General features: G+C 72.5%; 14 protein-coding genes and 1 pseudogene. 10 read left to right on the top strand and 5 right to left on the bottom strand.

Annotation, left to right across the window (positions count from 1 at the left end; all coding sequences use genetic code 11):
* Positions 1–43: 43 nt before the first annotated feature.
* The gene (gene glnII / locus ABTY04_RS36700; RefSeq protein ID WP_352217775.1) at positions 44–1,063 is read left to right on the top strand and encodes a glutamine synthetase; all 1,020 of its coding nucleotides are present in this window, start codon (positions 44–46) and stop codon (positions 1,061–1,063) included.
* A gap of 507 nt (positions 1,064–1,570) precedes the next feature.
* Positions 1,571–2,179, top strand: coding sequence for a winged helix-turn-helix domain-containing protein (locus tag ABTY04_RS36695; protein ID WP_352217774.1), 609 nt, complete (start codon positions 1,571–1,573; stop codon positions 2,177–2,179).
* 71 nt (positions 2,180–2,250) lie between these two features.
* Here ABTY04_RS36695 and ABTY04_RS36690 read toward each other — a convergent pair whose 3' ends face one another.
* A complete protein-coding gene (locus ABTY04_RS36690; protein WP_352217773.1) occupies positions 2,251–3,759 on the bottom strand; it encodes a PepSY-associated TM helix domain-containing protein in 1,509 nt (502 codons plus the stop codon).
* 77 nt (positions 3,760–3,836) lie between these two features.
* Entirely contained in the window at positions 3,837–4,574 is a 738-nt protein-coding gene (locus tag ABTY04_RS36685; RefSeq protein ID WP_352217772.1) for a hypothetical protein, read from the bottom strand.
* 65 nt (positions 4,575–4,639) lie between these two features.
* Between ABTY04_RS36685 and ABTY04_RS36680 the strand changes: the two genes are divergently transcribed.
* The 8 genes from ABTY04_RS36680 (at position 4,640) to ABTY04_RS36645 (ending at position 13,125) form a co-directional block, all read left to right on the top strand.
* Positions 4,640–5,242: a rhomboid-like protein gene (locus ABTY04_RS36680; protein ID WP_352217771.1), complete on the top strand. Its 603-nt coding sequence runs from the start codon at positions 4,640–4,642 to the stop codon at positions 5,240–5,242.
* 62 nt (positions 5,243–5,304) lie between these two features.
* Entirely contained in the window at positions 5,305–6,102 is a 798-nt protein-coding gene (locus ABTY04_RS36675) for a tyrosine-protein phosphatase (protein WP_352217770.1), read from the top strand.
* A gap of 109 nt (positions 6,103–6,211) precedes the next feature.
* The gene (locus ABTY04_RS36670) at positions 6,212–8,143 is read left to right on the top strand and encodes a hypothetical protein (protein ID WP_502996794.1); all 1,932 of its coding nucleotides are present in this window, start codon (positions 6,212–6,214) and stop codon (positions 8,141–8,143) included.
* Between the two features lie 151 nt (positions 8,144–8,294).
* A complete protein-coding gene (locus ABTY04_RS36665; protein ID WP_352217769.1) occupies positions 8,295–9,743 on the top strand; it encodes a hypothetical protein in 1,449 nt (482 codons plus the stop codon).
* Positions 9,744–9,873: 130 nt separating this feature from the next.
* Positions 9,874–10,770, top strand: a complete 897-nt coding sequence (locus tag ABTY04_RS36660) for a metal-dependent hydrolase (RefSeq protein WP_352217768.1) — start codon at positions 9,874–9,876, stop codon at positions 10,768–10,770.
* Positions 10,767–11,813: a PDR/VanB family oxidoreductase gene (locus tag ABTY04_RS36655; RefSeq protein ID WP_352217767.1), complete on the top strand. Its 1,047-nt coding sequence runs from the start codon at positions 10,767–10,769 to the stop codon at positions 11,811–11,813. Before ABTY04_RS36660 ends, ABTY04_RS36655 begins: the two co-directional genes overlap by 4 nt.
* A gap of 30 nt (positions 11,814–11,843) precedes the next feature.
* Entirely contained in the window at positions 11,844–12,566 is a 723-nt protein-coding gene (locus ABTY04_RS36650; RefSeq protein WP_352217766.1) for a TetR/AcrR family transcriptional regulator, read from the top strand.
* A 22-nt stretch (positions 12,567–12,588) separates the two neighbouring features.
* The gene (locus ABTY04_RS36645; RefSeq protein ID WP_352217765.1) at positions 12,589–13,125 is read left to right on the top strand and encodes a GNAT family N-acetyltransferase; all 537 of its coding nucleotides are present in this window, start codon (positions 12,589–12,591) and stop codon (positions 13,123–13,125) included.
* Here the strand turns inward: ABTY04_RS36645 and pulA are convergent.
* The 3 genes and pseudogenes from pulA to ABTY04_RS36630 all read right to left on the bottom strand — a co-directional run.
* A complete protein-coding gene (pulA, locus tag ABTY04_RS36640; RefSeq protein ID WP_352217764.1) occupies positions 13,112–18,478 on the bottom strand; it encodes a pullulanase-type alpha-1,6-glucosidase in 5,367 nt (1,788 codons plus the stop codon). The genes ABTY04_RS36645 and pulA overlap by 14 nt on opposite strands.
* A gap of 89 nt (positions 18,479–18,567) precedes the next feature.
* Positions 18,568–20,265 (bottom strand): carbohydrate-binding module family 20 domain-containing protein, encoded by a 1,698-nt coding sequence (locus ABTY04_RS36635; protein ID WP_352217763.1) that lies wholly within the window; start codon positions 20,263–20,265, stop codon positions 18,568–18,570.
* A gap of 222 nt (positions 20,266–20,487) precedes the next feature.
* Positions 20,488–21,190 (bottom strand): annotated as a pseudogene (locus ABTY04_RS36630) (hypothetical protein); the annotation flags it as partial.

The following is a 21,190-nucleotide window of genomic DNA, read 5'->3' as shown; positions in this document are numbered from 1 at the left end:
CCGCAGAGTCTGCGCCGGAGCGACGCACCGAAGGATGGGGCCCGTGAGCTACAAGGCTGAGTACATCTGGATCGACGGCACCGAGCCGACGGCGAAGCTGCGCTCCAAGACGAAGATCCTGGCCGCCGGCGACGCGCTGCCGATCTGGGGCTTCGACGGATCGAGCACCAACCAGGCCGAGGGACACGCCTCCGACCGGGTGCTGCAGCCGGTGTTCTCCTGCCCGGACCCGATCCGCGGCGGGGACAACGTCCTCGTGCTCTGCGAGGTCATGAACATCGACATGACCCCGCACGAGTCGAACACCCGCGCGCTGCTGCGTCCGATCGCCGAGCAGTTCGCGGACCAGGAGCCGATCTTCGGCATCGAGCAGGAGTACACCTTCTTCGACGGCATCCGGCCGCTCGGCTTCCCGGTGGGCGGCTTCCCGGCCGCGCAGGGCGGCTACTACTGCGGTGTCGGCTCGGACGAGATCTTCGGCCGCGAGATCGTCGAGAAGCACCTGGACCACTGCCTCGCGGCGGGCCTGAGCATCTCCGGCATCAACGCCGAGGTCATGCCCGGCCAGTGGGAGTTCCAGGTCGGCCCCGTGGGCCCGCTGGAGGTCTCCGACCAGCTGTGGATCGCGCGCTGGCTGCTCTACCGCACCGCCGAGGACTTCAACGTCTCCGCGACGCTGAACCCGAAGCCGGTCAAGGGCGACTGGAACGGCGCGGGCGCGCACACCAACTTCTCCACGAAGGCGATGCGCGAGGACTACCGCGCCATCATCACCGCGTGCGAGTCGCTGGGCGAGGGCAGCAAGCCGCTGGACCACGTCAAGAACTACGGCGCCGGCATCGACGAGCGCCTGACGGGCCTGCACGAGACCGCCCCGTGGAACGAGTTCAGCTACGGCGTCTCCGACCGCGGCGCCTCGGTCCGCATCCCGTGGCAGGTGGAGAAGGACGGCAAGGGCTACATCGAGGACCGCCGCCCGAACGCGAACGTGGACCCGTACGTGGTGACCCGCCTGATCACGGACACCTGCTGCACGGGCCTGAAGAAGGAAGGCCTGGTCTAGGACCTGCGCCTGCCGCACCGGCACCCGACGCGCGCCCGCCGAGCCCCCGTGGCCCGGCGGGCGCCGCTGTCGGTTCCCCGTGCCGGGTCTGGGACGGATCCGCCCACCATGCGATACGGGTGACCGGGACGGACTGGCGGCAGCGGCTGATCGATTGACGGTCTGTCCGCTGTTGCCCGGGGCGGTATGTCGACCGGTCACTGAGTTTGAGATTCCGATCCACTGGCTGAGACAAGGTCTGCCCCGGGCCCCGGGCATCTGCTTCAATGAGGCCATGGCCGGCTATTCGCACACCTCGACGGGTCACGGAGACCTCGAACCGTTCTGGCCCTCCCGTCAGGATCACGATTTCGACCGGGTGTGTTGCCGCGCGAAGAACGCGCCGGCCCTCTAAAGCCTTCCGGGACCTCCCCAACGGACCTTCCCCCGAGGCCTTCGGTCTGCGCGGTACGCGTTGACGTACGTACGTCTCCTGCCGACCACTCCGCGTGAAAGAGCTGACCACTCATGACCCACACCCGTTCGCTGTCCCCTGCCGGATCCGCTGCGACCGCACACCTTCCCCACGCCGGCGCCCCGCGCCACCGGCTGCGCGCCGTGGACCGGGACGAGGTCGCCCGCGTGGCCGACCTGCTCCCGCCCGGCGCCACCTGGCTGCCCGCACCCCAGCACACCCTGCCCGCGCTGCCGGGCCAGCCGCCGATGGTCGGCTACCTGGTCCTCGTCCCGGCGGACCAGCAGCCCCCGATCGCCTTCGCCCCGCAGCCCGTTCCCCTTCCCGCCCCCGCGCCGTCCTCCGCTCCCGCCGCCACCGCCGGGGACGAGCTGGTCCGCATCGACGCGGCGCAGCGCACCGCCGAGGTCGACGGCCGGGTCCTCGACCTGACGTACCTGGAGTTCGAGCTGCTGGCCCACCTGGTGGCGCACCCGCACCGGGTGCACAGCCGGGACCAGCTGGTGACCACCGTCTGGGGCTACGGCCACGTCGGCGACGGCCGGACCGTGGACGTCCACGTCGCCCGCCTGCGCCGCAAGCTGGGCGCGGCCCGCCGCGGCGCGATCCAGACGGTGCGCCGGGTCGGCTACAAGTACGCCCCGCAACCGCCGCGCCGGTGAGCTGACACGACGGTGGGCCCGTACTCCGCTGCGGAGTACGGGCCCACGGTCAGGTCCGGGTCAGGTCCGGGTCAGGCTGCGGGCGCCGCCTTGGCGCGGCGCGCCGCGACGGCCCCCAGCAGCACGTCGACCGCCAGGAAGGCGACCAGGCTGATGCCCAGCAGCGGTACGAACCACCCGACCACGGCGGTCGCGGCGGCGAGCGGGAGCAGCATGGTCAGCGGCACCTTGCGCCAGGCCCCGCGCGGCTGGGCGCGGCCGGCGGAGAGGGCGCGGTCCTTGGTGGGCCGGCGCAGCCACCACATCCGGTAGCCCCAGAAGACGAGGAACATCAGCGCGACGGCGAGCGCCGCGAGCGCGATCTGGTTGGCGAGGCCGAAGGTCTTCCCCATGTGCAGGTCGATGCCGAAGCGCGTCAGCTGCGCGAGGACGGGGTAGTCGGCGAAGCGCAGTTCGTCCATGATCCGGCCGTCGGCGGGGTCCACGGCGACGGAGTCCAGGTGGACCGGGAACTGCTTGTCCTGCTCCTTGATCACGTAGCCCTTGCCCTTGGCGGGCAGGGTCACGCGGAGCTCCTCGGTGACGCCGGCGGCGCGGGCGGCGGCCACGGCCTTGTCGATGCCGATGTCCGCGGTGGGCGGCGGCGGGGGCATCTCCATGCCGGGGGTCATCACGTGCCCGGCGTGCTCGTCGGATCCGGAGGCCGAACCGGGCGCGAGGGCCGCGGACACGGAGGGGGTGGCGCCACCGAGGCTGTCCTGGAGCTGCCCGATGTGCTCGCCCGCGTACTTCGACCAGGTCAGGCCGGTGGCGGAGAGGGCGACGAGTCCGGCGACGGCCCAGAGGCCGACGGCGCCGTGCCAGGAGAGGGTCTTGCGGCGCCCGGTGGCGGCGCGGTCGGGCAGGACGAGCAGGGCCTTGCGCGAACGGCGTCGGCCGATCCACAGGGCGAGTCCGCCGAGGGCGACGACCCACAGCCAGCTCGCGGCGAGCTCGCTGTAGTTCCGGCCGAACTCGCCCAGCTGGAGGCTGGAGTGGAACTCGCTGAGCCAGGCGCGCAGCGGCAGCGCGTCGCCCGAGGTGGTCAGCTGTCCGTTGACGTGGGCCGTATACGGATCCACGAACACGGTCCGGGTCTGGCCCTCCTCCAGCCCGGGGACCTCCATGATCACGCGGGTGGTCGCCTCGGCGTCGGGCGCGGGCCACACGCCCACGACCTTGCCGTCGGGAGCAGCGCCCCGGGCTGCGGTGACCTGGGCGCTGAGCGGCAGTGCGCTCTCGCCGGCCTTCGCGACGGTCAGCTCGTCGGAGTAGAGGATCTTCTCGGCCTGCCAGGAGCCGGCGTAGAGGAGGCCGGTGGCGGCGGCGAGGAACAGCAGCGGGGCTATCAGGATTCCGGCGTAGAAGTGCATGCGCAGGAGCAGCGGCCGCAGGGCCGCCCAGGTGCCGGGCTTCGAGGGCGCGGCGGGTGCGTCGGGCGCGTCGGCCGCGGTGGTCGTGTCGGCCGCGGCGGATGAATCGGCCGTGGCGGGCGTGGCGGAGTCCGGGGTGCGGACGTCCTGAACCTCTTCGAGGGACATGTGGGTCCTGGGTGTTGGCGAAGACGGGGGAACCGGCCCCCCGTCCCGCCGCCTCGCCGATGGAGGAGGTGCGCCGGTCAGGCGCAGGCAGGACGGCCGGGGGCCGTGGCGCGGGTGTCTCGCCACCCGGGCGGGCCGCGGCGCACCAGGGCATGGGCGGGCAGGGCCCCGCGCAGCCTGCGCGGGGTTTCGTACGAGGGGCGGGGCGCGGGCGGCGGCGCTGCGGTCGCCACGCGGGCCCGGACCAGTGCGACCGCGCGGGCGAGCGGCCGGGCCGCCAGCAGCGCGGCGGCGCCGAGGACCGCGGCCAGCCGGAACGCGGCGGCCTCGCCCCATGCCAGCCAGGCGGCGCAGAACAGGCCCGCGAGCACGTGCGCGGCGATCATGCCGAGACCTCCGTGCCCGGCCATGCCGGCCATCCCGTGCATGTCCGCCATCCCGGCCATGCCGTCCATGCCGTCCATGCCGCCCGCACCGGCCGCCTCCGGCAGGACCGCGCCCGCCGGGTGGTGGCCGGGCATCGGCCCGGGGACGGACATCGCGGTGCCGCCGGAGTGCCCCGCCCGGCTGTTGGAGAAGACCAGGTGCAGTACGCCCTGGACGGTGAGCAGCGCCGCGCTGATCCCGACGGGCCCCCGGCGGCGCCCGGCTCCGAGCCACGCGAGCCCGCCGGTCACCCCGTATGCCCCCAAAAGGGCTATCAGGGGGATTTCCGTGCCGGACATGTACGAATGCCCCGCGGCGCCCAGCGCGGTGCACACCGCCGCGAACATCGCGGCTCGTGCGGCGCGCAACGGCGCGGGGATCTCTTGCATGGCAGGAACATGCTCGCACGGGACCCGGTTCCGCCAGCCCACGGGCCGTATCCGATCATGATCCGATGAATTCACTGCCATGGCCGCCGCCGCTGCTCGGCGTGGTGTATGCGGGCGGGGTCCAGCTCGGCGCGCACGCCCTGGAGCGGCTGGGGGCGGTGGAGCGGGACCGGGTGCTGCGGGGCTGCTCGACGAATGTCGACAACCTCGCCGCCGGCCGCTGGGAGACCCTGCTGAGCAGCGCCTTCACCGTCGAGGAGCCGATGCCGCTGCCGTACGCGCTGCTGCTCGTCGCGGTCCTCGGGTACGCGGAGTACGCGTACGGGGCGTGGTGGACGGCCGGGGTGTTCCTGTTCGGGCACGCCACGGCGACCCTCCTCGTGTACGGCGCCCTGCGCGGGCCGGCCGACGCGCCGACCCGGCGGGCCCTGGACGTGGGGACCAGCTACGGCTTCAACGCCGTGCTCGGGGCGCTGACCTCCGCGCTCCCGCGCGGCCCGGTCCGTACGGCCGCCCGGGTGGGGCTGCTGGCCCTCGCCGCGCTGCCGGCGCTGAAGCGGGGGCGGACCTTCACGGACGCCGGGCACCTGGCGGCGCTGGGGATCGGGGTCGGACTCTCGCTCGCCTTCGATTGCCGATCCGGGACGAAACCACTGAAAATCGGGTGACTGCACACAACCTGCACAACCCGCACCACCCGCACCGTACGCACACCGCTGGAGCCGCCACGATGACGACCACCACCCCCTCCACCACCGTCGCCAACCTCCGCGACCTCGGCGGCACCCCCCTCTCCGGCGGCCGTACCGTCCGCCCCGGACTGGCCCTGCGCTCCGGCCAGCTCGACCGGCTCGACGTCGGCTCCGACCCGGTCGTGGCGGCGCTGGGCCTGCGTACGGTCATCGACTTCCGCACCGACGCCGAGCGCGCCGCCCACCCGGACCGGATACCCGAGGGCGCGCGCCTCCTGGTCGGCGACGTCCTCGCGGACAAGCTGAACTCCGGGACGATCCCGGCCGCCACGCAGCTCAAGGACCTGCTGTCCGACCCGGCGGTCGCGGAGGAGCACCTGGGCGGCGGCAAGGTGCAGGCACTGTTCGCCGACACCTACCGGTCCTTCGTGTCGACCGCTTCCGCGCAGGCCGCGTACCGGACCCTGCTCACCGAGCTCGCGGACCCGCAGGCGGGCCCGCTGCTGTTCCACTGCACGGCCGGCAAGGACCGTACGGGCTGGGGCGCGACCGTCGTCCTGTCGCTGCTCGGCGCGGAGGACGAGACCCTGATGGCCGAGTACCTGTCCGTCAATCCGGCGGTCAAGCAGGCCTTCGCGCCGATGATCGAGGGCTTCACCATCGCCGGCGGCAACCCGGACATCGCACTGGGCCTGATCGGGGTCTTCCCCGAGTACCTGGAGGCCGCGCTCGACGAGGTGACCACCCGCTACGGCTCGATGGAGAAGTACGTGCGCGAGGGACTCGGCGTCCCCGACGAGGCGGTCGAGGCGCTGCGCGCCCGCCTGACGGCCTGATCCGGACCCGTCCCCCGGCCGGTCCCGGGACCGGCCGCGGCCGGCATTCCACCCGAACGTGCGACCTGGGGGCGGGTGACCATCCGGCGATTCGCTCGTTCTGCCGAACGTGACTGCGCCGGACACCGCCACCCGCCCCCCGTCTCCCGTGCCTCCCGACGTCGAGCTGGCCGAGGCCGCCATCGTCGAGCACTACCCGCGGCTGGTGCGGCTCGCCTATCTGGTGCTGCCGCCCGCGCTCGGCCGCAACCGGCGGGTGCTCACCGCCCATTCGCTGGCCCAGCGGGCGCTGCCGCGCGGGCGGCGCGGCGCCAGCGCCGAGGCCCCGGTGCAGGGCGGGGTCCCGGGCCAGCGCGGGACCGCGGGCGCCGAGACCGGGTACGCGTACGTCCGGCTGCGGGTGCTGCGCGCCGCCCTGGAGGCCGGGATCCCGCTGACCTTCGGCGCGCTGCCCCGGCGGGCGCAGCTGCCTCCGCTGCTCCCCCAGGTGTGGGGGCTGCGGCTGTTCCCGCGTTCCGGCGGGGCCGAGGAGCTGGCCCTGGACCAGTGGCTGGCCACCCTCGACGGGCCCGGCCGGGCGGCCTGCGTCCTGCGCGCCCTGGAACGGCTGCCGGAGCCGGAGGTGCTCCGGGTACTCACCGAGGCAGGGGTGGCGAACCCCGCGGCCGCGGTCGCGGAATCCGGGGATCCGGCCAACGACGCCCTGTTCGCCTCCCCCGAGTTCGATCCGTGCGTGCTCCAGGCGCGGCCCACCGATCTGCTGCGCCGGCGGCGGCTCGGCCGGGCCGCCCTGGCCGCCGGTGCCGCGCTCGCCGTGTGCGGGGCACTGCTCGCGCTGCCCGGCGGCGGCTGGGGCGCGGACGGGGCCGCCGCCCCGCCGTACGCACGCAACGCGGCTGCGGAACAGGCCCTGGATCCGGGGAAGCTGGTCCGGGTCGCGCCCGCCGCCTGGCGTACGTCCTCCCGTACGGGCTTCTCCACCTGGCCCGCCCGCGGCGACCGCACCGACGACGCCGAACTGCTGCGCCGGGCGCTGGCGGTCTGGGCCCGGCCCGGCCCGGCGGTGACCGCCTCGGCCACGCCCGGCACGCCGCCCGGCCCGCCGATGGGCCCGCCGCAGCTGCTGTTCGCGGGGACGGTGGACCAGGCGGTGGTGGTCCTGCTGTACGACGGCCTGCGCGTGGTCCGGTACGCCGAGCCGCGCACCGGGACGTCGGCGGCCGCACTCGACTTCGCCCGGACCGACGGCGCCTCGGCGGACACCTCGACCGCGCTGGTGCTGAGCCGGGTCGACGGGAACGTCCGCTACCTGACCGCGCCGTGGGTCACCGGCGCGGCGCTGCGGGACCTGCTCAAGCCCGATGACGCCCCGACGGCGCTGAAGCTGGGCCGGGACGGGATCACCCCGCCGGTGGCGAGCCCCGCCCCGGCGGGCAACTGCACCGGCTGGAACGCCCTGGCCCTGACCGGCGACGGCGCGACGAGGCTCGTCACCGACCTCGGCGAGCTGACCCCGGCCCGGCTCACCTCGGGCGCGCCGGGCGCCGAGCGCGATGTGGCGGCAGGTGCGGAGCTCGGCGACTGGTCGCGGATCGCGTGCCTGCTGCCGTCGGTCCGCTCGCACGGCGTCCGCAGCGTCAACGCCTGGACGTACGCGAAGCAGCCGCTGCCCGAGGGCGACGGGACGGCGGCCTGGCTGTGCACCCGGGCGGAGACCTGGGCGGGTACCGAGGACCGGGTGCAGGCGCAGTTCCTGACCCCGGGCGCCACGCAGGCCGCCCAGGCGGCGAAGGCGGAGGGCACGCCGGCGTGCGGGCCGCGGGAGCCGCGGGTGCTGGCGGGCGTGCTGTGGAAGTCGAAGGCGGGTCAGTGGTACGTGCTGGCGGCGGGCAGTGCGCAGTTCGCGTCGCTGTCGGTGTCGGGCGGCGAGGTGAACGGGACGGCGAACGGCAACCGGCTGGCGTTGAAGGCGCCCGCGGGCACGCAGGTGGAGCTGGCGGGCAAGCTCACGGACGGTACCAAGGCGGGGGTGCTCCGGTAGCCCCAGCAGGTGGGTGAACCTTCAACCGTCAAGGACGGCCGGGGAGTTGGCGGGATCCGGACATGACTGCCATGGCGCTCGCATGGCATGATCGGATTCCGGTTACCAAGCGGTAACCCCCCACACCCCTCACGTACCGAAGGTCAACCACGTGCGCACGCTCGCCCGACGCCTCCTGCTTCCCGGCCTGACCACACTGGCGCTCACCGCCACCGGCTGCTCCTCCACCCCCCACACCGGGGCCGCCGACGCGGCCGCCCCCGCCACCCTCGCGCCCGCGGGCGACGGCACGTCGCAGCAGCTCGAAGTTGCCGCGGCGCCTCAGGGAACGCCCACACCGGCGGCCGTGGCCCGCGCCGACGGGAAGGGCAAGACCGAGAAGTCCTCGCTGAAGGTCGCCTCGTACGACCAGGCGAGCGGACGGGCCGTCATAGCCAAGGCCCCGCAGGGGCCCGCCCCCAAGTCGCCCGCACCGGGCAAGTCCCACGAGAGCGGCAAGTCCCCCGAGACGGGCAGGTCCCCGGAGCCGGGCAAGTCCCCCGAGGCCGACAAGCCCGTCGCGGTCGGCGACGTCATCGCCAGCGCCCCGGCGCCCGGCGCCCCCAACGGCCTGCTCGCCAAGGTCACCGAGGTCGTCGGGAAGACCGACCGCGGGACCGAGGTCAAGACCGCCTCCACGACACTCGCCTCCGTCCTCAACGACGACAAGGCCGACGGCAAGGTCCCCGTCGACCCGGCATCGGTCACCGTCGAGCCCTTGATGAAGGGTGTCACGTTCTCCTGGGCCAAGAGCCAGGGCGTGAAGTTCGGCCCCCAGAGCGCCAAGCTGCCGCTCGGCAACCTCCGCCTCGACGTGAACGCCGCCGTCGACACCGCCCCCGACGCACCCGCCTCGGCCGGCGCCTCGGTGTCCGGGTTCGTCCAGCTCGCCCCCCAGGTGGAGTTCTCGTACGACGGCGGCGCGACCGGTCCGCGGTCCGCCTCCCTCGGCATGAGCGGCGACTGGTCCTCGCAGTGGAAGCTCCAGGGCCGCGCCGCCGCGAGCACCGGGGCGCCCAAGCGGATCCCCTTCGCCAAGCTGCACAGTGCTCCCGTCATCCAGGTCGGCCCGGTGCCGGTCGTCGTCAACCTCGACCTGACCTGCTACGTCCAGGTGGAGGCGGACGGCCGCGTGACCCTCGACGTCCAGCAGGACGTCAAGGGCGACTTCAAGGTCGGCGGCACCTACACGCTGGGCAAGGGCTGGACGCCGGTCAGCGCGTCGAACGTGAAGAGCACCCCGGTCACGGCCACCGTCGCCGCCTCCGGCAAGGTCAAGGGCGCGCTCGGCGCCGAGGCTTCCGTCGGCCTGTACGGGGCCGTCGGCGTCAGCGCGGACTTCGCCCCCTACCTGCGCGGCGAGGCCGACGCCAAGGCGTCCGCGTCCAGTGACGGCAAGACCTCCCTCAGCGGCGCCTGGGCGCTGTACGGCGGCTTCGACCTGAGCGGGAACCTGCAGCTGCAGCTCTCCCTGTTCGGCACGCCGCTCTTCGAGCGCAAGATCCCGCTGGGCACGCTCAACCGCGAGTGGGCCATCGCGAGCGGCCACGCCGAGCGCTAGCCGAACAAGCCGGACGAGCCGGACGGCAGACCTGAGTCCCCCGGGCGCGGTGCGCGCCCGGGGGACTCCTGCGTGAAGTGGTGGGCGCAGAGGGGTTTTCCTCTCCCCTACCCCTCAGTACATTGACGCCATGTCTAATACGCCGCCCGCGCCCGCCTCCGTGGCGTCGGAACACACAGCGCTCAAGGCGCGGAACGTGTCCTTCGGCTGGGAGGACACCCCGCTCCACTGGCTGCCCGGCGACCCGTTCGCCACCCACACCATCAACGTGCTGCACCTGCTGCTGCCCGCGGGCGAGCGCTGGTTCGTACACGTCTACAAGCAGGTGCTCCCGTACATCGAGGACGAGCAATTGCATGCGGACGTCGTCGGGTTCATCGGCCAGGAAGCCATGCACGCCGCCGCGCACGACGACGTGCTGCCCCACCTGAAGCGGCTGGGCCTGGACCCGACGCCCTACACGGCGCAGGTGGACTGGCTCTTCGAGAAGCTGCTCGGCGACCGGACGCTTCCCCCGGGCAAGGCCCGCCACTGGTGGCTCATGGAGCGGGTCGCGATGATCGCGGCGATCGAGCACTACACGGCGTTCCTCGGCAACTGGGTCCTCAACGCGGACGAACTGGACCGCAGGGGCGCGGACCCCGTGATGCTGGACCTGCTGCGCTGGCACGGCGCGGAGGAGGTCGAGCACCGCTCGGTGGCCTTCGACCTCTTCATGCACGTCGACGGCGGCTACCGGCGCCGGGCCCGGACCTGGGCCACCGCGTTCACGGCGCTCGTCTTCCTGTGGCAGCGGGGCACCCGCTTCTTCATGGAGAACGACCCCGAACTGCCCGGCGCCAGGGCCTCGTTCGGCCAGTTCTTCCGCGCGGGGCAGCAGGGCACGCTCCCCTCGACGGGCGCGATGCTCAAGTCGATCCCGACATACCTCTCCCGTACGTACCACCCCTCCCAGGAGGGCTCGACGGCCCAGGCCGCGGCCTACCTGGCCGCCTCCCCCGGCGCGAACGGCGGTGCCACGGCATGAGCCGCGCCCTGAAGGCGGCGGCGCTGGCGGGTGCGGCGCTGCTGGCCCGCCGCGCCCTGCGCCGCCGCATCGCCCGCTCCCCCCTGTGGCCCCTCCCGGCGCTGGAGACCCCGGTCTCGGGCCACTCGCCGCGCCGATGGCTGCCCGCGCTGATCGTGTCCCGTACGGAGCCGGCCGACGGGGTCATGGCCCTGACCCTCGAATCCCCGGAGCTCCCGCCGTGGACCCCGGGCGCCCACGTGGACGTCCGGCTCCCCTCGGGCCTGATCCGCCAGTACAGCCTCTGCGGCGACCCGGCCGACGCGGGCCGCCACACGATCGCGATCCGCCTGGTCGAGGACGGCCGCGGCGGCTCTCGCGAGGCGCACGCGCAGCTGGTGGAGGGCGCCGAACTGCACCTGCGCCCGCCGCGCAACCGCTTCGAGCTGGCCCCTTCGCCGTCCTACGCGTTCATCGCGGGCGGCATCGGCATCACCCCGATCCTGCCGATGCTGCGCGCAGCCACGGCGGCGGGCGCGGACTGGACCCTCCTCTACGGCGGCCGCACCCGCGCCTCGATGCCCTTCCTCGGCGAACTGGAGGCGTACGGTCCGCGGGTCACGATCGTCCCGCAGGACGAGGCGGGCCTCCCCGACCTGTCCGGGCTGGCCAGGACCGCCCCGGGCACCCTGGTCTACTGCTGCGGCCCCGACCCCCTGATGCAGGCGGTCCGGGCGGCAGCCCCGGACCCGTCGGCCGTCCACCTGGAACGCTTCGCTCCGTCCTCCGCGACCGGGACCTCGCGCCCCTTCACGGTGGAACTCCACCGCTCGGGCCGCACGATCGAGGTCGCGGCGGACGAATCCGCCCTGACCGCCGTCCGCCGCGAGCTCCCCGCCACCCCGTACTCCTGCGAACAGGGCTTCTGCGGCACCTGCCAACACCGCGTCCTCGCAGGCGGGGTGGACCACCGCGACACCCTCCTCACGGACGGGGAACACGAGGACTCGATGCTCCTGTGCGTCTCCCGCGCCGAGGACGACCACCTGGTCCTCGACCTCTGAGCCCTGCGGCGCGCCCAGTAGGGTGTCCGCATGACTACCGGGACGCGGCGCAGGATGGGTGTCGAGGAGCGGCGGCAGCAGCTGATCGGGGTGGCCCTGGAGCTGTTCAGCCACAGGTCGCCCGACGACGTGTCGATCGACGAGATCGCGGCGGCCGCCGGCATATCGCGGCCGCTCGTCTACCACTATTTCCCGGGCAAGCTGAGCCTGTACGAGGCCGCGCTGCGGCGGGCCGCCGACGAGCTCGCGCAGCGGTTCGTGGAGCCGCAGGAAGGACCGCTCGGGGCGCGGCTGCTGCGCGTCATGGGCCGGTTCTTCGCGTTCGTCGACGACCACGGACCCGGCTTCTCGGCGCTGATGCGCGGCGGGCCGGCGGTCGGCAGCAACCGGACCAACGCGATGATCGACGAGGTCCGGCAGGCCGCGTGCGACCAGATCCTCAAGCACATCGGGATCGAGAAGCCGCCCGCGCGGCTGGAGCTCGTCGTGCGCTCCTGGGTGTCGCTCGCGGAATCCACCGCGCTGATCTGGCTGGAGGGGCGGCGGATCCCGCGGGGCGAGCTGGAGCTCCAGCTCGTGCACGACTTCGCCGCGCTGGCCGCCGTGAGCGCCGCGTACAACACGGAGATGGCCCGGATCCTCGGGCGGATCCTGGCCGACGAGCCGGCCGACGGGCCCTTCGGGGAGCTGGTCGGGCGGCTCGTCGGCCTCGTCCCCGCCACCGCGGAGCCCGGGGCGCCCGGCCCCTGTTGATCATCCGCGTGATAATACGCCCGTGATCATTGATGAAGGGATCTTGTTCCGGCGGGCCGTGGAGAAGGACGCCGGCACGCTGGTGGCCCTGTACGACCAGGCCGCCCGGTGGATGCAGAAGCACGGGATCGACCAGTGGAAGCCCGGGGACAAGGACGCCGCGCACTTCCTGGCGAAGATGCGCGAGGGCGAGGTGTGGCTCGCCGGGGACAGCGACGGGCGGATCATCGGCGCGTACGAGCTGTGGTTCTCCGACGAGGAGGCCTGGGGCGTACAGCCGCCGGTCGCCGGCTACGTGCACCGGCTGATGGTGGAACGCGAAACCGCGCCCGCGGGGGCCGGGCGCCGGCTGCTCGAACATGCCGAGCGCCGGATCGCCGGGTCCGGATTGCCGCGGGCGCGGCTGGACTCCGTCTCCACCAACCCCCGGCTGCTCGCGTACTACTTGGGCGCGGGCTACCGGGTGGTCGGGGAGTTCCCCCACAAGGAGGGCAAGGACGGCCGCGTGTACGGGGTCATCCTGTTGGAGAAGCGGCTCGATCAGCTCACCGTCGTGTGAAGACGGCGACCGTGCGGGCCGGGGTGGTGAACTCTCCCGTCCGCGCGTCGTACGTCGCCTGCTTGACCGCGGGGTCGGAGCCGGCCGCCTGGACCGGGTGCAGAGCGTAGGCGGTGCCCGCGAGGGCCGGGATGCGCTGGGGCTGCGCGGCGGGGGTGGCGTTGAAGACCACCACCAGGTCGCCGAGGGTCATGGTGATCACCCCCGGGGTCTCCTCCTTGCCGGAGAGCGGGAAGGCCAGCGCGGCCTGGACCGCCTCCGGCGTGGTGAGGGCGAAGGACCGTTCCGTCGTACGGATCTTCAGCAGGTCGCGGTAGGCCGCCGAGGCGCCCGTGATGTCGGCGCAAGCGGGTGCCGGGCCGGTCAGCAGGGGCTTCGCGTACGGCCACTTGGAGCCGTTGTCGGCGGCCGGCGGCAGGCCCCGGCCGAAGCCGTTGCCGTCACGGCAGTCCCAGTGGATCGCGTTGAACCAGTCGCCGCTGTCGTACGAGTTGCGGTCCAGGGACTTCGAGCGCAGCAGGTCGGTGCCCGCCTGGGACAGTGACGGGCCCTGGGAAAGGGTGCCGACGGCCATCGCCAGGACCTGCATCCGGGCCTGGTCGGCGGTGGAGGTGCCCTGCGGGAGCTTGTACGCGAGGGCGTCGGCCAGGGTTTCGTTGTCGTGGGCGTCCGCGTAGGAGAGGGCGTCGCCCGGAGCCGCCGCGTAGCCGGCCGGGGCGCCGTTGTAGTCCACCTCGGAGCCCAGGGTGTGCCGGCCCGTGGTGTCCGTGAAGGCGTACGAGGCGAGGTTGCCGGACAGCCCGACCTTGATCAGGTCCTGGGCGTGCAGCAGACGGGCCCGCTGCTGGTCGGGGGTGCCGTTCGCGGGCGAGGCGTTCGGGGCCGTGAACAGGCCCGAGGCGAAGCCCTGGACGCGCGGGTCCTCGTCGAAGGGGCCGCCGCCGCGGACCGCGTCGCGCGAGCGGTCCGAGAAGGTGGCGATGCCGGTGCCGGCCATGTTCTTCTGCGTGGCCTGGACGAAGCGGGCGTCGTCCGCGACCTCGCCGAAGTTCCAGCCCTCCCCGTAGAGGATGATCTTCTTGCCGTCGACGCCGTCCTTGGCGACGGTGAGCGCGTCGAGGGCCCCCCGGACGGCCAGGATGTTCGCCTTCGGGTGGTGGCCCATCAGGTCGAAGCGGAAGCCGTCGACCTTGTACTCCTTGGCCCAGGTGACGATCGAGTCCACGACGAGCCGGCCCATCATGGCGTTCTCGGGAGCCGTGTTGGCGCAGCAGCTGGAGTTGGCGACCGAGCCGTCCGCCAGCAGCCGCTGGTAGTAGCCCGGCACGATGCGGTCCAGGACCGACTTGTCGGACTGGCCGGCGGCCACGGTGTGGTTGTAGACCACGTCCATCACCGTGCGCAGGCCGGCCCCGTTCAGCGACTGGACCATCCTGCGGAACTCGACCGTACGGGCCGTGCCGTTCGGGTCGCTCGCGTACGAGCCCTCCGGGACGGTGTAGTGCAGCGGGTCGTAGCCCCAGTTGTACGCGTCCTTCGCGGCCGCGGCGGCCACGCAGGCCTGCTGCTCCGGCGAGTCCGGCGCGTACACCTTCAGGTCGCAGGCCGGTTCGGTGCGGTCGGAGGCCTTCTCCGGGATGGTGCCGATGTCGAAGGCGGGCAGGAGGTGGACGTACGAGGTGCCCGACGCGGCCAGGGCCCGCAGGTGCTGCATGCCCGCCGAACCGGTGTCGGTGAACGCCAGGTACTGCCCGGGGTGGGCGCTCGTGCGGTCCGCGACCGAGAAGTCGCGGATGTGGAGCTCCTGGATCTGCGCCGAGGTGAAGGGGACGGGCGCGGGCTTGCGCAGGGTGCCCCAGCCGGGCGGGGCCAGCTTCGGGTCGGCCAGGTCGACGGCCAGGCTGTACGTGGAGTCCGTGGTCAGGGCGGTCGAGTACGGGTCGGTGACGAGGTTGCGGACCATCTGGCGGGTGCTCGGGGCCCACACGGTCACGTCGTAGCGGTACGGCTTGCCGGTCCAGTTGCGCTCGCCGCGCACCGACCAGACGCCGGTGGCGTCGTCGCGGTGCATGGCAACGGTGCGGCCGTCGAGTTCGAGGGCGACCTGCCGGGCCGTGGGGGCCCAGACGGACAGGGTGGGGCGGCCGTCCTTGAAGACCGGGCCGAGCGCGGCCGTGTTGGCGTACAGGTCGTCGAGTACGCCGGCGAGCTGGACGCCGGTCGCGGCCAGGACGGCGCCGTTCGCGGCGCGGGCGCTCGCGACGAGCTGGCCGCGCAGGGCGTCCCGTACGCGGCCCCGGTCACGCGGGTCGACGGTGTAGGCGGCGTACGAGGCCAGGTGCGGGAACTTCTGCTTCTGGGCGGCGGTGAGCTCGGACTTGGCGAGGCGCAGCCACTGCGCGCCGCTCTCGTGCAGGACGCCGTTCTCCGCGGTGACGGTGCCGTCGCGGGAGGCGAGGAGCTGTACGGAGGCGGCCGCCGCGGGGGCGTTCCAGGCGAGGGTGTCGCGGTCGATCCAGACGGCCTGGGACTTGGCGAGGTCCAGGGCGGCGGAGGAGCCGGCGGACTGCGGGAGGAGGTACGGGGCCCGGCCGCCCAGCATCCAGACCTCGTGGCCGGTGGCCTTCAGGTCGAGGGACTGGTCGGAGGGGAGGTCCTTCTCGTCGCCCTTGTGGAGGATGTAGCCCAGGCTGGTGGCGCCTTCCGCGAGCGGGACCTCGTACACGGCTCCGTAGGAGTCGGTGCGGGCGGGCATCAGCGGCTTGGACCAGTCGGTGGGGTTCGCGGCGCCGGTCCAGACGTGCAGGCCCCAGCCGTCGTAGGCGCCGTCGGCGCGCCGGTAGTGGAGGACGGCCTTGGCCGGGTCCTGCGGCGGGTAGGCGGGGCGGTCGGTGCGGGCCGCCTCCTGGCCCTGATCCAGCCAGATCTCACCGCTCTTCGTCACGTCGAGGGTGCGGTCGGCGGCGACGTCCTTGTTGCCGTCCTTGTCGATGACGAGGTAGCCGATGGAGGAGGCACCGGGCTTGAGCTTGACGTAGGCGAACGCGCCGTACGCGTCGCGGCCGGTGAAGTCGTGACCGGCCGGCCACGGGGTGGCTTCGCCGTCGGCGAGGTCGCCCCAGGCGTACAGGCGCCAGTTCGTGTAGTCGCCGTCGGGGCGGCGGTAGTGGACGACGGCGTAGTCGCGCTGGGTGGCGGTGGGGACCGGGGCGGGCGGGACCTGGCCGGAGACGGACCCGGCGAGGGTGCTCGCGGTGCGGCCGGCAGAGTCGACGGCGACGGCCTTGTAGCGCAGGGCCGTGCCGGCCGGGGCCGTGATGTGCTGGGTGACCTTGTACGGGGCGTGGTCGGCGGATCCGAGGACCTGCCACGGGCCGGTGCCGGTCTGGGCGGCGAAGACGACCCGGTTGAGGCCGCCTCCGGTGACGTCGGCGGACAGCTCGGCGGTGCCGGTGGCGCCGGGGGCCGGGGCCTTCAGGGTCAGGGCGGGCTTGGCGGCGGGGGCCGCGAGGGGGGCGATCGCCTGGAGGACCACCGAGCCGAGGGCGGGGACGGGGACGGTGAGCTTGCCGGCCGCCGAGGACCGGATCAGCGCGGTGCCGCCGTACAGGGTGCGGTACTGGGCGCCCGCCGGGGCGTCGAGCTCGACGGTCCGCGCCTCGGTTCCGTTGTTGGCGGCGACCAGGTACTCGGTGCGGGTCCGGGTGTCCGTACGGGCGAAGGCGTAGACGGAACCGTCGGAGAAACGTTCACTCTGGACGCCGTCACGCAGGGCCGGGTGGGCCTTGGTCAGCTTCGAGAGAGCACTGATCTCCTTGTAGAGCGGGTGCTCTGGATCGTAGGCATCGCTCGCATGTGTGCGCACCGTTCCGAGCTGGTCGTCGTCCAGGTAGTCGGCGACCTTCGTGGCGAACAGCGGCTGCCGGGCGTCCTTGTCGCCGCCCGCGCCCGTGAAGCCCTGCTCGTCGCCGGAGTAGATCACCGGGTTGCCCCGGGAGAAGAACATCAGCTCGTTGGCGAGCCGGTAGCGGTCCAGCAGCTCCTGTTCCCCCGCTCCCGGCCGGTCCTGCTTCAGGAAGCTCCCGAAGCGGCCCATGTCGTGGTTGCCGAGGAAGGTGACCTGCTCGTACGCGTTCGCCTTGTCCGTGGTGTACCGGTAGTCGTCGGCCAGCACGGAGCCCAGCCGCGAAGCCGCCGCGCCCTGGGAGGCGTACGCGCGGATCGCGTCCTGCAGCGGGAAGTCGAGGGTGGCGTCGAGGCGCCCCTGCGTCACGTACGGGGAGGTGACGGCGGTGTCGGCAGAGTAGACCTCGCCGAACATGAAGAAGTTCTTCCGGCCGCGCGCGGCAGCGTACTTGTCGAGGGCGGTGGCCCACTGCGTCCAGAACCCGGTGTTGACGTGCTTGACCGTGTCGATGCGGAAGCCGTCGATCGCGAAGTCCTTGACCCACTTCTCGTAGATCTTCTCCATCCCGCTGACGACCTCGGGGCGCTCGGTCCACAGGTCGTCGAGGCCGAAGAAGTCGCCCTGCTCGGAGGACTCCCCGGCGAAGGTGGAGTCGCCCCGGTTGTGGTACATCGTCGGATCGTTGAGCCAGGCGGGAGCCTTCAGGCTCTTCTTCCCCTCGGGCACGAACGGCGTCCGCGGAAAGGACCCGGCGCCGACCGCGGGGAACTTCTTCCCCCGGCTGCCGCCGGGAGGTGCCCCCGTCCCGTCGGCGTAATCGGAGTCATCGAAGGGCACCCCGTCCTTCGTCAGATAGGGAAAGGCCCCCTTGGACAGGTAGGAGTACGACTGCTCCCGGTAGTCGACGACGTCGGCCGTGTGGTTGGTGATGACGTCGAAGAAGACTTTCATCCCCTTCGCGTGCGCCTTGTCGATCAGCCGCTCCAGGTCGGCATTGGTGCCGAAATGCGGGTCGACCTGGGTGAAGTCCGTGATCCAGTACCCGTGATACCCGGCGGATACGTCGGCCCCCTTCCCCTGCACCGGCTGGTTCTTGAAGATCGGCGCCATCCAGATGGCGGTGGTGCCGACCCCCTTGATGTAGTCGAGCCGGTCGGTCAGGCCCTTGAGGTCGCCGCCCTGGTAGAAGCCCTTGTCCGTCGGGTCCAGCCCGGTCTCCAGCCGGGTGCCGGTCAGGCCGCCCGCGTCGTTGCGCGGATCGCCGTTCGCGAACCGGTCCGGGAGGACGAAGTAGAACTGCTCCCGGGTCAGGTCGTGCCGTGCGGGCTCGGCGGCCAGTTTCGCGTCCGAGGGCGGGGCGGGCGGCGCGGCGGCCGCTGCCGGGAGGGCGGGCAGGAGCGTCACGGCCAGGGCGGCGGCGATCACTCCTGCGGCGGGGCGTATCAAGGCGGGTCTCCTTGTGTACGTGAGGGCCGCCCGGCGGATGGCAGGGTTGTGGAACACCGGGCGGCCCTGGTCTGTGGGTGCGGAGGGGGTCAGTTGCGCCAGGTGTCGTTCAGCACGACCGTGCCGCTCGCCGGGACGGTCGCGGTGCGGTTGGCACCGCTCTCCCAGGTGACGTTCCCGGCGGCGTCCTTGCGGAGGTACTTGTACGAGAAGGCGGTCCCGGCCGGGAGCGTCACGTCGAGCTTCCAGACGGGGTAGGCCGCGGGGTCGAGCTTCAGTGCGCTGCCGGTGTTCCAGCCGCCGAGCTCGGCGCGGTCCCCGGTGACGTAGATGTTCTGCCCGGGAACGGTGGCGGCGTTGACGGCGAAGGCGGCGCCGGCGGGGTTCGCCGGCGTGCCGGTGCAGGTACGGGCGTTCACGTGCAGGGCGAGGGCGGTACCGGCCCCGACGGTCGCCGTGAACTGCCCGGCGGAGTTCACCGTGACCGTACGGCCGCTCTGCACGTCGCAGTAGTCGCCGGCCGCGAGCGAGGTCTGAAACGTACGGGCGAGGGGGGACCCCTCGTGATTGATGACGACGTACCCCTTGGCACCGCGCCCGAACGCGATCTGGTCGCCGCCGTTGTCCCACCAGTCGGTGACGGCCTGCCCGCGCGTGGCGTTGCGGAACCCGACCATGGAGGAGATCTCCCGCCAGGCGTGCTGGCACTTCCACCCGTCGGCGTAACAGGCGTTCACCGAGCCGCCGTTCGGCGGTCCGGCGTCCTTGTCGGTCCACTCGTACCCGGAGTGCACGTCGGGGGACCCGTACGGCCAGGCCAGCATGAAGACGCTCGCGAGCGTGTAGGCGGAGCCGTCCTTGTAGTTCAGGGTGTCGCCGACCCGCTCGGTGTCGTGGTTGTCGACGAAGACGGCGGACTGCCCGGAGGGCATGTACCCCCAGGCCTCACCGAAGTTCTTCAGGTACGCCAGGTTCTCGCTCTGGAAGACCCGCTTGAGGTCCCGGGCGTAACGGAACTCCTGCACGTCGCCGTTGCCGAGGTACTCGCTCGGCGAGACGGCCTCGCCACTCCCGAAGATCGCCTCCTGCTTCCAGTAGACGGAGGGGTTCGTCAGCCGGGACTTGATGTTCGCGAGGTCGGCGGCGGGCATGTGCTTGGCGGCGTCGATGCGGAACCCGTCGACGCCCAGCGACAGCAGGTCGTTCAGGTACCCGGCGATCCGCCCGCGTACGTAGTCCTCGCCCGTGTCCAGATCGGCCAGCTGCACGAGCTCGCAGTTCTGGACGTTGGCCCGGTCCTGATAGTTGGAGATGGTGGCGCGGCAGTCGTCCATGTCGGCGCCGGAGTAGATCCCGGGATAGTCGTACTTCGTGTACGACGACCCACCCGTCCCGACCCCGTCACCGGCGGCCATGTGGTTGATCACCGAGTCGGCGACGACCTTCACCCCGGCGGCGTGACAGGTGTCGACCATGGCCTTGAACGCCGCCCGGTCCCCGAGCCGCCCGGCGATCTTGTAACTGACGGGCTGGTACGAGGTCCACCACTGCGAACCCTGGATGTGCTCCTGGGGCGGCGAGACCTGCACGTACCCGTACCCGGCGGGCCCGAGCGAATCGGTGCAGGCCTTGGCGACGGAGTCGAAGCGCCACTCGAACAGAACGGCGGTGACGTCCTTGCCACCGGGCGCCGCGGCAACGGCCCGCGGCGCCTGGCCGGTGAGCGCAGCGGCGGCAAGTGTGGTGACGGCGAAAAGAGTTGCAGCCCTGACGGCTCTGGCAGGCATGCGGGGGGCCTCCTGGCGGAAGAGGTGGGGATGCCAGCGACCGTAGGGGCCAGGTAAGGGCCCTGCAAGACTTTGCGCAAGAGATTGCAGAATTGTTTCCAGGGCGTGTCCTCCCGGACAGCCAACCCTGCTACGCGAAGACGCCCCGCCCACCCGCGACGGAAGGCCCCACACCAAAGTGCCCCGCCGAGCCAACACCCGACGGGGCAAAGGGGCCATCGGTCAGCTCAAGTCGGGCACGGCACGGTCCGGCGTGTCGAACCAAGCCATGCGGGTTCCGTCCGGGCGAACGGTGAGACCGAAGCGTTCGGGCCCGGGGCGGCCCACAGCGCGCCACCAGCCGTAGGCGCCCTCGACCGATTCCCACAAGCGCCGCGGCCCGTACTCCCACACGATGAACCGGTCGGAGGTCTCGCCATCCCAATCCACGGCGGCCCATGACGTGGCATCGGTCGTGGCCAGCCACAACCGCGAGGCGACGCCCTTCACGTCTGGGTTGTCCTGCCAGGTCCGCCAGACGTTGCGAAGCTGGAGTCCGACCGCGAACTGAGCTGCCCAGTCGTCGCTGGAGACGGCCCACGGAGGCAGCCGAGTACAGGATTCGACCGGCAGCTGTTCGTCCCGGACCACATCGCGATAGATCCGTAGGTCCGTGCGCTGTCCGCGCATCAGCATGAACGCCGAGTGCGGGGAGAAGGAGCCCGAGGCAGCCCCGTATCCGTCCACGGTCAGTCGCAACAGCCCGTAGCAGAACCACGGCGACTCCCACGGCGCGAGGATCACCCCACCCGGCTTCGTCTGCGCGATCCACGCCGGGGGAATCGACCGCACTGAAGTTCCCCCTGTGCTGTGGACAGCCTGATACTGGGACGGAAGGTCCCGGAGAAAGCAGTCCTGGCAGTGAGTAAGAAGAGCAACACGAGCA

The sequence above is a fragment of the Streptomyces sp. NPDC097981 genome (assembly GCF_040302565.1).
In the GTDB taxonomy this organism is placed as follows: Bacteria; Actinomycetota; Actinomycetes; order Streptomycetales; family Streptomycetaceae; genus Streptomyces.
This window is presented reverse-complemented; position numbering and strand designations above follow the sequence as displayed.